The organism is Mycobacterium sp. Root265 (genome assembly GCF_001428895.1).
Classification (GTDB): Bacteria; Actinomycetota; Actinomycetes; order Mycobacteriales; family Mycobacteriaceae; genus Mycobacterium.
In genome coordinates this window covers 368828-384092 of the sequence record NZ_LMJA01000030.1, presented here as the reverse complement: position 1 = coordinate 384092, position 15265 = coordinate 368828, and the positions used below count along the sequence as shown (strand labels likewise).

The following is a 15265-nucleotide window of genomic DNA, read 5'->3' as shown; positions in this document are numbered from 1 at the left end:
GACACGCCGCCCCCAGGCCCGACATCGCGCACGCTCACGCAACCCGTGAGCGCAACAGCTCAAACTCCACGCGTCGCAGGAAGTCCGCGGACCGACGCCGGACGTCGTCGGACACGATCGACAACACGGTCCAGCCCATTTCCTGCAGGGCAGCGCGCTTCTGCCGGTCCCGGGTGAAGCTGGCGGGGTCGCTGTGCCAGTCGAAGCCGTCGTACTCGACGGCCAGCTTGCGGTGCGGCCAGGCGAAATCGAGTCGCCACATCCGTCCAGAGCGATCGACGATCTCGTACTGCAGCTCGGGGGCCGGCAGGTGCCCATCGAGCATCACCAGTCGGGCTTCGCTCTCCATGGGTGATTCCGCAGCGGCCGCCGCATGCGGAACTAGTTCCCGCACATGGACAATGCCGCGTCGGCCACGCTGGCCTGACACCGCATCCAGCAGCTGCCTGCGGTCACAGGTGCCGGTCCGCAGTGCCGCATCCAGGGTCGCCAGCGCGCGCGGGCGACGCAGGAGGCGGGCCACTTCCACCGCCGTCCACGCCGCAGTGGTGGACTCTCTACCGTCGACCATCGCGAGCGGCGCACCGTCGCGGCGGTGAATGATCAACCCGTCGGACGCCCGGAGCTGGTGACCGTCGGGATTGAGCACGTGCAGGTCGATCACGTTTTCGGTGTCGAAACCATATGCTGCAGCCGCCGTTCCGAGGCAGATGGCAACGGGCTCACCCGCGCGTAGGTCCAGTCCGCGAAGACGGGTGAGGTTGTCCGGCTCTTCGCCGGCATACACGCCCGGCCACACCTTGATGAGCTCGCCTGTCCGGATCCTGGTATCGAGCCGGCTGCGACTCAAGACGTTGAGGAGTTGGGCAGTGGTGGCTACCCCGTTTTGGCGCGCGAGCAGTGCGGCAACGTCATCGGGCATGCAGCCGATCGTCGGTCAGGCGGGCCGGCCTGCACGACCCCCATCACCGAATCTGTGCATGGATCGCCGACTGTGGATAAGCGGCTGTGGCGAGCGTGCGTTAACTCGCCTCCCGCGACGGCGTGTCCACCAACAGACACGCACGCTCGCGGGAAAGCGCTAGCAACCCTTGAGGCGGACCGCCAGGTAGTCACTGACCTGGTCGATGGCCACCCGCTCCTGGGCCATGGTGTCGCGCTCACGGATGGTGACCGCCTGATCTTCCAGCGAATCGAAGTCCAGCGTCACGCAGAACGGGGTGCCGATCTCGTCCTGGCGGCGGTAGCGCCGCCCGATCGCGCCGGCGTCGTCGAACTCCACGTTCCAGCTCTGCCGCAGCTCGGCGGCGAGATCCTTTGCCTTGGGTGACAAGTCGGCATGCCGCGACAGTGGCAGCACCGCCGCCTTGACCGGGGACAGGCGCGGGTCGAGCTTGAGCACGGTGCGCTTGTCCACCCCGCCCTTGGCGTTCGGGGCCTCGTCCTCGGTGTAGGAGTCCACCAGGAACGCCATCAGTGACCGGGTCAGGCCGGCTGCCGGCTCGATGACGTAGGGCACGTAGCGGGTGTCGGCACCCTGGTCGTAGAACGACAGGTCCACACCGGATGCCTTTGCGTGGCTGGACAAGTCGTGATCGGTACGGTTGGCGATACCCTCCAGCTCACCCCACGGGTTGCCGGAGAAACCGAACTTGTACTCGATATCGGTGGTGCCCGCGCTGTAGTGCGACAGCTTCTCCAGCGGGTGCTCGTAGAGGCGCAGATTCTCCGGGTTGATACCGAGGTCGGTGTACCACTTCAGCCGGGTCTCGATCCAGTACTTGTGCCATTCGGGCGCGGTGGACGGCTCGACAAAGAACTCCATCTCCATCTGCTCGAACTCGCGGGTGCGGAAGATGAAGTTGCCCGGGGTGATCTCGTTGCGGAAGCTCTTGCCGATCTGGCCGATGCCGAATGGCGGCTTCCTGCGCGAGGTGGTCACCACATTGGCGAAGTTCACGAAGATGCCCTGCGCGGTCTCCGGGCGCAGGTAGTGCAGGCCCTCTTCGGACTCGATGGGCCCGAGGTAGGTCTTGAGCATCATGTTGAAGTCACGCGGTTCGGTCCACTGCCCCTTGGTGCCGCAGTCCGGGCAGACGATCTCGCCCATCGGCACGTCATCGGGTTCGCCGCCCTTCTTCAGGGCGTAAGCCTCCTGCAGGTGATCCTGCCGGTGCCGCTTGTGACAGTTCAGACATTCCACGAGGGGGTCATTGAACACCGCGACGTGCCCGGAGGCCACCCACACCTGGCGGGGCAGGATGATGGCGCTGTCCAGTCCGACGACGTCGTCGCGGCCGGTGACCACCGACCGCCACCACTGCTTCTTGATGTTCTCCTTGAGCTCCACCCCGAGTGGACCGTAATCCCAGGCGGACTTCGTACCGCCGTAGATCTCGCCCGATTGGTAGACGAGGCCACGGCGTTTCGCCAGGTTTGCAACGGTGTCGATGATGGATGCCACGGGTCAACAGCGTAGCGATGAGACCGCAGGACCCACGCCGCGGCGTCCCCGGCAAAGCATTGACATGCGCAGACGTGCATGTAATCTGACTCCATAATGAAAACCGTTTCCACTACCGGCCATGAGCACGAGCATATCGGTGCGCCGTTCCCGGAGTTGCCGTCGCGCGAGATCCTGGACGTCACCGGCGACCTGCTGCGCGCACTGGCCGCCCCGCTGCGCATCGCCATCGTGCTGCAACTGCGCGAATCCCAGCGCTGCGTGCACGAACTCGTCGACGCGCTGGACGTGCCCCAGCCGCTGGTCAGCCAGCACCTGCGCATCCTCAAGTCAGCCGGTGTGGTGGCCGGGGAGCGCAGCGGCCGCGAGGTCATGTACCGCCTCGTCGACCATCACCTCGCCGAGATCGTGGTGGCGGCCGTCACGCACGCCGCCGAGGATCACGCATGACATTCCAGCGAGCAGCGAAGCGAGATCGCGCATGACTTTCCAGCGAGAAGCGAAGCGAGATCGCGCATGACTTTCCAGCGAGAAGCGAAGCGAGATCGCGCATGACACCCGTCGTCCGCTCGACGAAGCAGCGCGCGGCCATCTCCGCGCTGCTCGACGATGTCGCGGACTTCCGGTCCGCGCAGGAACTGCACGACGAACTGCGCAAGCGCGGCGAAGGTATCGGGCTGACCACCGTGTACCGCACGCTGCAGTCGATGGCCACCGCCGGCCAGGTCGACACGCTGCGCACCGACACCGGCGAATCGGTGTACCGGCTGTGCTCGGAGCACCACCATCATCACCTGGTGTGCCGGATCTGCGGCGCCACGGTCGAGGTCGACGGCGGCGCCGCCGAGGTGTGGGCCGACCAGGTGGCGGCCGACCACGGGTTCACCGACGTCAGTCACACCATCGAGATCTTCGGGGTGTGCAGTTCGTGCGCCGTCAGCTGACGCGGACGAACTCCAGCACGGCACCGAGTGTCAGCGGCGCGAGCTCGATGCCGCCGGGTGAATGCGGGTCCACCCACGCCATCTCGACGATCTCGGCGCCCGGCTGCGGTCGCCCGTCGAGGCGGACGAGGAACAGGTCCGCGGCGACGCGATGGCCGGGCTCGTTGGCCGCCGCCGCATCGTGATGGCCCAGCGAGCGGATGGATTCCTCCACCACGTCGGTGCCGAGCTCCTCGCGGATCTCGCGGCGCAGCGCCTGCACCGGCGTCTCCCCCGGCTCCAGCTTCCCGCCGGGCTGCATGAACGTCGTCGTGCCCCGCTTGCGGACCACCAGCACGTGGTTGCGGTCGTCGAGCACAACGGCCGCCACAATCCGGATCACCGGACTCATGCGATGAGCGTGCGCCGCACGTCCGCGCCGGTGGACAGCACCATCATGATCAACGTGCCCAGCGCCTCATCGGACAGGCCCGAGCCCGGAAAGTTGTAGCGCAGCAAGACATCCGCGGATTCGTCATCCTTCTCGGCCAGCGACACCGTGCCCAGCAGAGTGACCCGGGTGTGCTCGGCAACCTTGACCCGCAGATCGTCGTCCAGCGGCAGGTCCCAGGCCAGCACCTGGTTGAGCGACACCATGTCCAGCCCCTCGCCCACGCTCACCACGCGCAGCGAGGCAAAAGTGCCGTCGTGGTGCACGGTCAGCGCACCGTCGTCCTCACGGGTGGCCGTCAGCAGCGCCTCGGCAATGGCCGCGAGCCGGTCCTGGAGGGACATTGTCACGCCCGCCCGAACCGGCGGTTGCGGTTGACGTACTCCTCGCATGCGGCCCACAGGTCGCGGCGGTCATAGTCGGGCCAGAGCTTGTCCTGGAAGACGTACTCGGCGTAGGCCGCCTGCCAGATCAGGAAGTTGCTGGCCCGTTGCTCCCCCGACGTCCGGATGAACAGGTCGACGTCGGGGATGTCGGGGCGGTGCAGATGCTTGGCCAGCGACGCCTCGCTGATGCGATTCGGATTGATCTTGCCCGCGACCGCCTCGTCGGCGAGTTGCCGTGCCGCCTCCACGATCTCGGTACGGCCGCCGTAGTTCACGCAGTAGTTCACGGTGATGACGTCATTGCCGACGGTCATCTGCTCGGCGATGTCGAACTCCTTGATGACGCTGCTCCACATGCGTGGCCGCGAACCCACCCAGCGCATGTTGACGCCCATGGCGTCCAGGTTCTCGCGGCGGCGCCGCACCACCTCGCGGTTGAAGCCCATCAGGAAACGCACCTCTTCGGTGCTGCGCTTCCAGTTCTCGGTGGAGAACGCGTACACGCTCAGGTGCTTGATACCCAGTTCGATGGCACCGCAGGTGATGTCGATGAGGACGGCCTCACCCATCTTGTGTCCCTCGGTGCGGCCCAAGCCGCGCTGGGTGGCCCACCGGCCGTTACCGTCCATGACGACGGCGACGTGGTTGGGCACCTGGTCGGCGGGAATCTGCGGAGCAACTGCCTTCGACGGGTGCTGCGGCGGCCGGGAGAACTTGCCGTTGGTGCGCGGCGGCAACTCCGGGAACACCACCGGCCACGTCGAGACGTCCGGGAAAACCGGGTAGTCCTCAGGCGCCGGGGGCAGCTGCGGGTACGTGGTCTTGCCCCGTTTGGTAGCCATGGGGCATATCCTGCCCGACCACCGCTGCTCGGCGTTCAACGGCCGTGGTATCCACCCGATAGACGCGCTCCACCAGTGGCAATGTCCGTAGTTGACGTTCCAGATGCCACTGCAGATGCGCGGCCACCAGCCCGCTGGCCTGGCTGCGGTGCGATGAGGTGGACGCCTCGGCGAACTCCCAGTCACCGTCGTGCAGCGCGATCATGAGATCCATCACCGCCTGCGCGGGGGTCGCCGCCCCCGACGGCCGGCAGTGCACGCACACGCTGCCACCGGCGGCGACGTGGAAAGCCCGGTGCGGACCGGGCGCGGCGCACCGGGCGCATTCGGTGAGTGACGGGGCCCAGCCCGCGATGCCCATTGCCCGCAGCAGGTACGCGTCGAGGACCAGCTCGCGGGGACGAAGGCCCCCGGCCACCGCCCGCAGCGCCGCCACCGTCAGCCCGTGCAGTTCGGGCACCGGGGCGCGTTCCTCGCCGGCGAGCCGCTCCGCGGTCTCCAGCACCGCGCAGGCGCAGGTGTAGCGGCCGTAGTCGCTGACGATGTCGACGGCGAACGCGTCGATGGACTGCACCTGGGTGACGATGTCGAGATTGCGTCCCGGATGCAGCTGAACGTCGATGTGCGCGAAAGGCTCCAGCCGCGCCCCGAACTTGCTCCGGGTGCGGCGCACTCCTTTGGCCACCGCGCGGACCACGCCGTTCTCGCGGGTGAGCAGGGTCACGATCCGGTCGGCCTCGCCGAGCTTGTGCTGGCGCAGCACCACTGCTCGATCCCGGTACAACCGCATCGCAACAGTCTCGCACCGCACGGTGACAACGACTGCACCGCAACGCCGGATATCCTCAAGATCAGTATGGTTCCCTCCCCGAAAATTCCCACCCGCATGGCACCCACCACGAGATTTCCCACCCTCACCCAGCTGCAGTACCGGCTCGCGATCGGCTCGACGACATCGGACCAACTGGTACGCAAGTCCCTGAAAGCGATCGAGGCCAGCCAACCCACCCTGAACGCCTTCCGGGTGGTGCTGACCGAGCAGGCATTGGCCGATGCCGCCGAAGCCGACCGCAAACGCGCTGCCGGGCAACGACTTCCGCTGCTGGGAATCCCCATCGCGGTCAAGGACGATGTGGACGTGGCGGGGGTGCCGACCCGGTTCGGCACCGACGGGGAACGCCCCGTCGCGACCGCCGACGCCGAGGTGGTGCGGCGGTTGCGGGCGGCCGGTGCGGTGATCGTGGGCAAGACCAACACCTGCGAGCTGGGTCAGTGGCCGTTCACCAGCGGTCCCGGATTCGGACACACGCGTAATCCGTGGTCACGCGAGCACAGTCCGGGCGGGTCCTCCGGCGGCAGCGCCGCCGCGGTCGCGGCCGGCCTGGTGACCGCCGCGATCGGATCCGACGGCGCGGGCAGTGTCCGGATACCGGCCGCCTGGACGCATCTGGTCGGGATCAAACCGCAGCGCGGACGCATCTCCACCTGGCCGCTGCCCGAGGCGTTCAACGGCATCACCGTCAACGGCGTGCTGGCCCGCACCGTCACCGATGCCGCCATCGTGCTCGACGCCGCCTCCGGCAATGCCGAGGGCGATCTGCACAAACCGGCGCCGGTCCAGGTGTCCGATCATGTGGGCCGCGCCCCCGGCCCGCTGCGCGTCGCAATGTCCACGGCCTTTCCGTTCAATGTCTTCCGCTCCGAACTGCACCCGGAGATCGCGGCCGCGCTGCAGGGCGTGGCCGATCAACTCGGACAGCTCGGGCACACCGTCATCAAGGCCGACCCGAACTACGGGCTGCGGATGTCGTGGAACTTCCTGGCCCGGTCCACCTCGGGACTGCTGGAGTGGCAGCAACGACTGGGCTCCGGCGTCACGCTGGATAAGCGCACCGTGAGCAATATCCGGACCGGCTGGTTGCTGTCGCAGCACACCCTGCGCAAGGCGCGGGCCGCCGAGGCGCAGGCCCAGCGCCGGGTCGGCTGGATCTTCAACATCGCCGATGTGGTGCTCGCCCCCACCACGGCACTGCCCCCGTCCCTGGTCGACGAGTACGACGACCGCGGCCCGCTGGCCACCGACCGGGCCATGATCCGCGCCTGCCCGGTGACCTGGCCGTGGAACCTGCTGGGCTGGCCGTCGATCAACATCCCGGCCGGATTCACCTCCGACGGCCTGCCGATCGGCGTGCAGCTGATGGGCCCCGCCGACAGCGAACCCATGCTGATCTCGCTGGCCGCCGCGCTCGAAGGAGTGAACGGCTGGATGGCCAAGCAACCGGAACCTTGGTGGGACGGTCCCGCGCTGACGTAATGTCACCCCCTATGACGAACACCCGCCGTTGCGCGACGGCCGTCGCAGTGGCCGCCTTCGCAGCCGGGGCGGTGTTGGCCGCACCCACGGCCAACGCCGACAACCGGCGACTCAACGACGGCGTGGTCGCCAACGTGTACACGGTGCAGCACAAGGCAGGCTGCGACACCGAGATCAAGATCAACCCGAAGCTGCGCCTGGCCGCGCAGTGGCACACCAACGATGTGCTCAACAACCGGGCGCTCAACGGCGATATCGGGTCCGACGGCACCACCGTCGCCGACCGTGCCCGCAACGCCGGCTATGCCGGGCCGGTGGCCGAGACGGTCGCGATCAACCCCGCGCTGGCGATCAGCGGCATCGAACTGATCAACCAGTGGTACCACCGGCCGGACTACTACGCGATCATGGCCGACTGCTCGAATGTGCACATCGGTGTCTGGTCGGAGAGCCTGTTCGACCGCACCGTGGTGGTCGCGGTGTACGGCAAGGGTGACGGTGCCCCGCCGGTCCCGTCGGACATCCGCGATTTCGGCCAGGTGCCGGGCTGGACGCCCTAAAAACCCAGCTTCCTGAGCTGCTTCGGGTCGCGCTGCCAGTTCTTGGCGATCTTGACCTGCAGTGTCAGATAGACCTTGGTACCGAGAAGCTTCTCGATCTGGGTGCGCGCAGCGGTGCCCACCTCACGCAGGCGGGCGCCGCCCTTGCCGATGATGATGCCCTTCTGGCTGTCGCGTTCGACGAACAGGACGGCGTGCACATCGATCAGATCGTCGCGGCCCTCGCGCGGGGTCACCTCGTCGATGATGACCGCCAGTGAGTGCGGGAGCTCGTCGCGCACACCTTCGAGGGCGGCCTCGCGGATGAACTCGGCCATCAGGACCTGCTCGGGCTCGTCGGTGAGTTCGCCGTCGGGGTAGAACGCCGGGCCCGGGGGAAGCTTGCTCACCAGGACATCGATCAGCACATCGAGCTGCTCGCCCTTGGTCGCCGACACCGGCACGATTTCGGCTGTGTCCCCGACCAATTCGCTCACGGCCATCAGCTGCGCCGCCACCTTGTCCCTGGGTACCTTGTCGATCTTGGTCACGATCACGATGAGAGTGGTCCTGGGCGCCACAGCCCGGATCTGCTCATAGATCCACCGGTCGCCCGGTCCGATCGCCTCATCGGCGGGCAGGCACAGCCCGATGACGTCGACGTCGGAGTAGGTGCCCTTGACCAGTTCGTTGAGCCGCTCCCCGAGCAGGGTGCGGGGCCGGTGCAGACCGGGGGTGTCGACGAGGATGATCTGAAAGTCCTCGCGGTGCACGATGCCGCGGATGGTGTGCCGGGTGGTCTGCGGCCGGTTCGAGGTGATGGCCACCTTCTCGCCGACCAGCGCGTTGGTCAGTGTCGACTTGCCGGTGTTGGGCCGGCCGACGAAACAGACGAAACCGGACCGGAATTCGTCGCTCACGAGGACTCCGCCGGCTTGCCGGCACGATCGGTGACGATGACCGTCGCCGTCGGGGACAGCTCGGTCACCGCACCGATCCCGGGATCGTCGGCCGATCCGCCGACCAGCACCGCCGATTCCAGTCCGGCCGCGCCGCTGGACACCGCGGCGGCGACCGCCGCCTGCAGCGCGGTCAGGCTCAGCGCCGACAGTGTGACCGGCGCACCGGCATAGGTGCGTCCATCCAGGTCCCGCACCGCGGCACCCTGGGCCGCTTCTGCGCGGCCCATCGCTCCGCGGGCCAGCACGACCAGCTTGTCGTCCTCGGCGTCCAGACGGGTCACTTCTCCTCCTCCGGTGGCGCTTCCGGGGCGATCAGCACTGTGCCGATCCGCACCCGTCCGCGATGGTCCGGGCCACCTTCGGCCCGCAACCGCAATCCGTTCCAACTGACCTGGGCGCCGGGCAGCGGCACCCGGCCGAGTTCGTGCGCGAGCAACCCGCCGACGGTGTCGACCTCCAGGTCCTCACCGATGTCCAGGTCCTCGTAGAGTTCGGTCAGGTCCTCGATGGGCAGCCGGGTGGACACCCGGAACCGATTGGAGCCCAGCACCTCCCACGGCGCGACCTCATCGGCGTCGTACTCGTCGTTGATCTCGCCGACGATCTCCTCGAGCACGTCCTCGATGGTGACCAGCCCGGCGATCGCGCCGTACTCGTCGACCAGCAGGGCCATGTGCTTGCGATCGCGCTGCATCTCGCGCAGCAGCAAATCCAACGGTTTGGAGTCCGGGACGAACACCGCTGGGCGCATCAGTTCGCCGACCATGGCGTCGGTGCGACCGTTCGCCGGGGCGAGCGAAGCGCCGGGGGAAGATTCGGTGCGCGTCTGCGCCACAAGATCCTTGAGGTAGACCACACCGACGACATCGTCGACGTTCTCCCCGATCACCGGCAGCCGGGAATGCCCACTGCGCACGGCCAGCGACAGCGCCTGCGCGGCGGTCTTGTCGGATTCGATCCACACCATCTCGGTGCGCGGCACCATCACCTCGCGCGCCGGGGTGTCCCCGAGTTCGAACACGGACTGGATCATCCGCCGTTCGTCGTCGGCCACCACGCCGCGCTGCTGGGCCAGATCGACGACCTCGCGCAGTTCGATCTCGGACGCGAACGGCCCGTTGCGGAAGCCACGGCCGGGGGTCAACGCGTTGCCGATGAGCACCAGCAACCGGCTGATCGGGGTCAGCAGCACCGAGATCGCGTGCAGCGGAAGGGCTGCCGACAGGGCGATGGTGTACGCGTTCTGCCGGCCGACGGTCCGTGGACCGACGCCGATGACGACGAAGCTGACCACCACCATGGTCGCCGCCGCGGCGAACAGGCCCCACGCCACACCCAGGTAGCCGTCCAGATAGGACACCAGCAGAACGGTCGCGCTCACCTCACACGTGATGCGCAGCAGCACCACGAGATTGATGTAGCGGGGACGGTCCACCAGCACGCGGGCCAGCCGGATGGCGCCGGGGCGCTCATCGCGGACCATCTCCTCGACGCGGGCCAGCGAGGCGGTGCTGATCGCGGCGTCCACGGCGGCGAAGAGCCCACCGAGGCCGATGAGCAGCACTGCACCGAGCAGCGGGGCGAGGCCGGTCACTGCTGGTCGAAATATCGCGACTTGTCCAGCAGCCGGCGATCCTTCTCGTTCTGCAGATCCTGGCGGTAGGACTCCACTTGGTCGGCCACCCATTCCTCGAGGAGGCGGCGCTGCAGGGCGAACATCTCCTTCTCCTCATCGGGTTCGGCATGGTCATAGCCCAGCAGGTGCAGCACACCGTGCACGGTGAGCAGGGCGAGTTCCTGTCCGAGCGAATGCCCGGCCTTCTCGGCCTGAACGGCCGCGAACTCCGGGCACAGCACGATGTCGCCGAGCATGGACGGACCGGGCTCGGCCGCATCCGGGCGTCCCCCGGGCTCCAGCTCGTCCATCGGGAAGCTCATCACGTCGGTGGGACCGGGCAGGTCCATCCAGCGCACGTGCAGGTCGGCCATCGCCGCGGTGTCCAGCAGCACCATCGACAGTTCGGCCGCCGGATTCACGTCCATCTGCGCGATGACGAACTTCGCGACACTGACCAGTTCCTGTTCGGAGACGTCCATCCCCGACTCATTCGATACCTCGATGCTCATCGCCGCGGACGCCCGCCCGACGAACGGCGCTGCGCGCGGTTGATCAGTTCGGGCTGCGCCTCATGCCGCGAGTAGGCGTCCACGATCTCGGAGACCAGCCGGTGGCGCACCACATCGGCACTGGTGAGCTCGGAGAAGTGGATGTCCTCGATGCCGTCGAGGATGTCGCTGGCCGCGCGCAGGCCCGAGCGGGCGCCGCCGGGCAGGTCGACCTGCGTGACGTCGCCGGTGACGACCATCTTGGAGTTGAACCCGAGCCGGGTCAGGAACATCTTCATCTGCTCGGGGGTGGTGTTCTGCGCCTCGTCGAGAATGATGAACGCGTCATTGAGCGAGCGGCCGCGCATGAACGCCAGCGGCGCCACCTCGATCACGCCCGCGGCCAACAGGTTCGGGATGGCGGCGGGATCCATCATGTCGTGCAGCGCGTCGTACAGCGGGCGCAGGTACGGGTCGATCTTCTCGGTCAGGGTGCCGGGCAGAAAGCCAAGGCGCTCACCGGCTTCCACCGCGGGGCGGGTCAGGATGATCCGGTTGACCTGCTTGGTCTGCAGCGCGTGCACGGCCTTGGCCATCGCCAGGTAGGTCTTGCCGGTGCCGGCCGGGCCGATCCCGAAGACGATGGTGTGCGTGTCGATGGCATCGACGTAGTGCTTCTGATTCAGCGTCTTGGGCCGGATGGTCTTACCGCGCCGGGACAGGATGTCCAGGGTGAGCACCTCGGCCGGCGAGGCGTCGTCGGCGCCGGTCAGCATCGACACGCTGTGGCGCACGGCATCGGGGTTCAGCGGCTGGCCCCGGGAGATCACCGCGGTGAGTTCGGTGACGACGCGCTCGGCCAGGGCCACGTCGGCGGGCTCGCCGCTGAAGGTGATGGCATTACCGCGCACGTGGATATCGGCGGTGAGCAGCTTCTCCAGCGCACGCAGGTTCTCATCGGCCGAACCCAGCAGGCCCACAATGCTGTCGGGCGGAACAGTGATGCTGCTTCGTACCGGTCCGGAAATCGGGCCAGCGGTCGTCTCGCGGGGCGTCACGTGCGCTTTCGTGCCTGCTTCCTGTGCTCTCTTGAAATGGTGCCCTCAAGTTTACCGCTGGTCACCGACCTGTCCCAATGGTTAGTTCTTCAGGTCCCAACGGCTGGTCAGCACCCCGATCGCGCCGAGTGCCACCGCCGCGGCCGTCGAGGTACGCAGCACCGACGGCCCGAGCCGGACGGTGCGGGCCCCGGCACCGGTCAGTTCGGCCAGCTCCTCGTCGCTGATGCCGCCCTCGGGACCGACCACCAGCAGCACCACCTGCGCCTCGGCCAGACCGATCTCGGCCAGCGGGACCGTCGCGGATTCGTGCAGCACCAGCGTCAGCGCATCCGGGACCCGGCGGACCAGTTCCGCGGTGGACACCAGCCCGTCGACCTCGGGGACATGGGCACGTCTGGACTGCCGGGCCGCAGACCGGGCCACCGCGCCCCAGCGCCGCAGCCCCTTGTCGACCTTGGCCGCCGATTCCCACCGGGCCACACAACGCTGGGACTGCCAGGCCAGGAAGCCGTCGGCACCGGCCTCGGTGGCCAATTCGATTGCCAGCTCCGAACGTTCGGACTTGGGTAGCGCCTGCACGACGGTCACCGCCGGTGACGGACGGGGCACCTCGGTCACGTCCAGCACCCGGGCCGACAGCCGCCCCTTGACGGCCTCCTCGACGACGCAGTGCGCGACGGAGCCGGCACCGTCGCCGAGGTCGAGTTCCTCGCCGGGCCGGATGCGGCGCACGTTGGAGGCGTGGAAACCCTCGTCACCGTCGACGACGGCGGTACCGCCCACGCCGGGCAGGTCATCGACGTAGAAAAGAGTTCTCAACGCCCCGAGAACGTCTCACGCAGCCGGCTGAACAGCCCGCCGTTGTTCGCCCCGGCGCCGCCGCGGCTGGACTTCACCTCGGCGACGTCGCGCGGGCGGTGCTCCTTGAGCTTGCGCAGCAACTCCGAGTCGGTGCCGTCGAGGCGGGTGGGCACCAGCACCTCGACATGGGCATGCAGGTTGCCGCGCACACCGGAGCGCAGATGCGGCATGCCGTGCCCGCGCAGGGTGGTCACCGCGCCCGGCTGGGTCCCGGGCGGGATGACCAGCTCGGTGGGGCCGTCGATGATGGCGTCCACGGACACCGAGGTGCCCAGTGCGGCGTCGAACATCGGTACCGACACCGTGCAGTGCAGGTCATCGCCGTCGCGGACGAAGATCTCGTGGGGCTGCTCGTGCACCTCGACGTACAGGTCACCGGCCGGGCCACCACCGGGGCCGACCTCACCTTGGGCGGCCAGGCGCACCCGCATACCGTCGCCGACCCCGGCCGGGATCTTGACGCTGATCTCGCGGCGGGCCTGCACCCGGCCGTCGCCGCCGCAGCGGTGGCACGGATCCGGGATGACCTCGCCGACGCCGCCGCAGACCGGGCACGGGCGTGAAGTCATCACCTGGCCGAGCAGCGAGCGCTGCACGGTCTGCACCTCGCCGTGGCCCTTGCAGGTGTCGCAGGTCTTGGGCACCGAGTTGCCGTGAGTGCCCTTGCCCTGGCACAGGTCGCACAGCACCGCGGTGTCGACGGCGACCTGCTTGGTCACGCCGGTCGCGCACTCGGTCAGGTCCAGCCGCATCCGCAGCAGCGAGTCCGAGCCCGGGCGCACCCGGCCGATGGGGCCGCGCGAACCCGCGCCGCCACCGAAGAACGCCTCGAACACGTCGCCGAGCCCACCGAAGCCGGCACCGGAGAAACCGCCGCCGCCCGCGCCCGCGCTCTCCAGCGGGTCGCCGCCGAGGTCGACGATGCGGCGCTTCTCCGGATCGGAGAGCACCTCGTAGGCGAGCTGGATCTCGGTGAAGCGCGCCTGGGCCGCCTCATCGGGGTTGACGTCGGGATGCAGTTCACGGGCCAGCTTGCGGTAGGCGCGCTTCAGCTCCGAATCACTGGCGCCCTTGCTCACGCCGAGCAGACCGTAATAATCGCGTGCCACGCTAAATACCTCTCTCGTGCCGCCGTCGGCGGCATTCCCTCATCGGGTGCCCAGGACTTCACCTATGTAGAGGGCAACGGCGGCGACGTTCGCGATGGTTCCCGGATAATCCATCCGGGTGGGACCGACCACGCCCATTCCGCCGTACACCTTGCCCGAGCTGCCGTAGGTGGTGCTCACCACCGATGTTCCCAGCATCTGCTCGGCCTCGGTCTCGTGCCCGATACGCACCGTGACCTTACCGGCCTGCTGTTGCACGGCGAGCAGCCGCAGCACCACGACCTGTTCCTCCAGCGCTTCGAGCACCGAGCGCAGCGACCCACCGAAGTCGGCGGTGTTGCGGGTGAGGTTGGCGGTGCCGCCGAGCAGCAGCCGTTCCTCGGTGTGCTCGACGAGGGTCTCCACCAGCACGGTCGCCGCCCGGCCCACCGCGTCGCCGAGACCGCCGTGCCCGTCCAGCGTGCTGGCCAGGTCCGCCACCGCCACCGAAGCCGCCGACAGCGGTTTGCCCTCCAGAGCCGATGCCAGGCGTTCCCGCAGCTGAGCCAGTTGTTGATCGTCGATGGCGTCGCCGAGTTCGACGACCCGCTGATCGACGCGGCCGCTGTCGGTGATGACCACCAGCAGCAGTTTGGCCGGCGTCAGCGCCACGACCTCCAGGTGCCGCACCGTCGACGTGGACAGCGTGGGGTACTGGATGATGGCGACCTGGCGGGTGAGCTGGGCCAACAGGCGCACCGCGCGGCGCAGCACATCGTCGAGGTCGACGCCGGATTCCAGGAACGTCATGATGGCCCGGCGCTCGCTGGAGGACATCGGCTTCACATCGTCGAGGCGGTCGACGAACTCGCGGTAGCCCTTCTCGGTGGGTACCCGCCCGGAGCTGGTGTGCGGCTGGGCGATGTAGCCCTCCGCCTCCAGGACGGCCATGTCGTTGCGCACCGTCGCACTCGAAACACCGAGGTTGTGGCGTTCGACGAGGGACTTGGAGCCGATGGGCTCCTTGGTGGCGACGAAGTCGGCGACGATGGCACGCAACACCTCGAAACGACGATCGTCCGCACTACCCATTGTTCACCTGCCCTTGGTCATCTGGTCTGTTTCCATTTTACGGGGATCAGCAGCGCATATTCACCGCGACACCGATCACGTCGCGCACGGGCCACCTCGGCATCGTTTCGCATGCAAAGACTTCGCCGACATTGCCCGTCGATTGCGGTTAACCTCACCTGCATGGGAGCCCGCCG

General features: G+C 68.0%; 18 protein-coding genes. 4 read left to right on the top strand and 14 right to left on the bottom strand.

The genetic code is table 11. The features are described from left to right. Nucleotides 1-34: 34 nt before the first annotated feature. Both ASE48_RS24305 and ASE48_RS24300 read right to left on the bottom strand, forming a co-directional pair. Nucleotides 35-922 carry a type IV toxin-antitoxin system AbiEi family antitoxin domain-containing protein gene (locus ASE48_RS24305; RefSeq protein WP_057169720.1) on the bottom strand — a complete coding sequence of 296 codons (888 nt, stop codon included), beginning with the start codon at nt 920-922 and terminating at the stop codon, nt 35-37. 159 nt (nt 923-1081) lie between these two features. After that, complete coding sequence (locus tag ASE48_RS24300; protein ID WP_057169718.1) at nt 1082-2464, bottom strand: glycine--tRNA ligase; 1383 nt, start codon at nt 2462-2464, stop codon at nt 1082-1084. A 96-nt stretch (nt 2465-2560) separates the two neighbouring features. Here ASE48_RS24300 and ASE48_RS24295 point away from each other — a divergent pair, with 96 nt between their 5' ends. Both ASE48_RS24295 and ASE48_RS24290 read left to right on the top strand, forming a co-directional pair. Continuing rightward, nucleotides 2561-2914, top strand: coding sequence for an ArsR/SmtB family transcription factor (locus tag ASE48_RS24295; protein WP_057169716.1), 354 nt, complete (start codon nt 2561-2563; stop codon nt 2912-2914). A gap of 101 nt (nt 2915-3015) precedes the next feature. Continuing rightward, complete coding sequence (locus tag ASE48_RS24290; protein WP_057169714.1) at nt 3016-3408, top strand: Fur family transcriptional regulator; 393 nt, start codon at nt 3016-3018, stop codon at nt 3406-3408. On the opposite strand, the gene ASE48_RS24285 is transcribed toward ASE48_RS24290, so the two are convergent. Genes ASE48_RS24285 through recO form a run of 4 tightly spaced genes read right to left on the bottom strand, consistent with a single transcriptional unit; the run spans nt 3401 to nt 5856 of the window. After that, complete coding sequence (locus ASE48_RS24285) at nt 3401-3799, bottom strand: NUDIX hydrolase (RefSeq protein WP_057169712.1); 399 nt, start codon at nt 3797-3799, stop codon at nt 3401-3403. The genes ASE48_RS24290 and ASE48_RS24285 overlap by 8 nt on opposite strands. Then, nucleotides 3796-4182 (bottom strand): hypothetical protein, encoded by a 387-nt coding sequence (locus ASE48_RS24280; protein ID WP_057169711.1) that lies wholly within the window; start codon nt 4180-4182, stop codon nt 3796-3798. Before ASE48_RS24280 ends, ASE48_RS24285 begins: the two co-directional genes overlap by 4 nt. A gap of 2 nt (nt 4183-4184) precedes the next feature. Continuing rightward, nucleotides 4185-5066, bottom strand: a complete 882-nt coding sequence (locus tag ASE48_RS24275; protein WP_057169710.1) for a decaprenyl diphosphate synthase — start codon at nt 5064-5066, stop codon at nt 4185-4187. Beyond that, nucleotides 5014-5856: a DNA repair protein RecO gene (gene recO / locus ASE48_RS24270; protein ID WP_057169708.1), complete on the bottom strand. Its 843-nt coding sequence runs from the start codon at nt 5854-5856 to the stop codon at nt 5014-5016. The genes ASE48_RS24275 and recO overlap by 53 nt, the downstream gene beginning before the upstream one ends. A 66-nt stretch (nt 5857-5922) precedes the next feature. On the opposite strand from recO, the gene ASE48_RS24265 reads away from it, so the two are divergent. Further along, nucleotides 5923-7380: an amidase gene (locus ASE48_RS24265; RefSeq protein WP_162264265.1), complete on the top strand. Its 1458-nt coding sequence runs from the start codon at nt 5923-5925 to the stop codon at nt 7378-7380. A gap of 11 nt (nt 7381-7391) precedes the next feature. After that, nucleotides 7392-7940: a CAP domain-containing protein gene (locus tag ASE48_RS24260; protein ID WP_057169706.1), complete on the top strand. Its 549-nt coding sequence runs from the start codon at nt 7392-7394 to the stop codon at nt 7938-7940. On the opposite strand, the gene era is transcribed toward ASE48_RS24260, so the two are convergent. The 8 genes from era to hrcA form a co-directional block, all read right to left on the bottom strand. Next, the gene (gene era, locus ASE48_RS24255; protein ID WP_057169705.1) at nt 7937-8839 is read right to left on the bottom strand and encodes a GTPase Era; all 903 of its coding nucleotides are present in this window, start codon (nt 8837-8839) and stop codon (nt 7937-7939) included. The two genes, ASE48_RS24260 and era, sit on opposite strands and share 4 nt — an antisense overlap. Continuing rightward, entirely contained in the window at nt 8836-9108 is a 273-nt protein-coding gene (locus tag ASE48_RS24250; RefSeq protein WP_235571507.1) for a cytidine deaminase, read from the bottom strand. Before ASE48_RS24250 ends, era begins: the two co-directional genes overlap by 4 nt. A gap of 50 nt (nt 9109-9158) precedes the next feature. Continuing rightward, a complete protein-coding gene (locus ASE48_RS24245; protein WP_057169702.1) occupies nt 9159-10475 on the bottom strand; it encodes a hemolysin family protein in 1317 nt (438 codons plus the stop codon). Then, entirely contained in the window at nt 10472-11008 is a 537-nt protein-coding gene (gene ybeY, locus ASE48_RS24240) for an rRNA maturation RNase YbeY (RefSeq protein ID WP_057169700.1), read from the bottom strand. Before ybeY ends, ASE48_RS24245 begins: the two co-directional genes overlap by 4 nt. Further along, nucleotides 11005-12045 (bottom strand): PhoH family protein, encoded by a 1041-nt coding sequence (locus ASE48_RS24235; RefSeq protein WP_057169698.1) that lies wholly within the window; start codon nt 12043-12045, stop codon nt 11005-11007. The genes ybeY and ASE48_RS24235 overlap by 4 nt, the downstream gene beginning before the upstream one ends. Nucleotides 12046-12126: 81 nt before the next feature. After that, the gene (locus ASE48_RS24230; protein ID WP_057169697.1) at nt 12127-12867 is read right to left on the bottom strand and encodes a 16S rRNA (uracil(1498)-N(3))-methyltransferase; all 741 of its coding nucleotides are present in this window, start codon (nt 12865-12867) and stop codon (nt 12127-12129) included. Continuing rightward, entirely contained in the window at nt 12864-14018 is a 1155-nt protein-coding gene (gene dnaJ / locus ASE48_RS24225; RefSeq protein WP_057169696.1) for a molecular chaperone DnaJ, read from the bottom strand. Before dnaJ ends, ASE48_RS24230 begins: the two co-directional genes overlap by 4 nt. A gap of 39 nt (nt 14019-14057) precedes the next feature. After that, nucleotides 14058-15089: a heat-inducible transcriptional repressor HrcA gene (hrcA, locus tag ASE48_RS24220; protein WP_057169695.1), complete on the bottom strand. Its 1032-nt coding sequence runs from the start codon at nt 15087-15089 to the stop codon at nt 14058-14060. Nucleotides 15090-15265 lie beyond the last annotated feature (176 nt).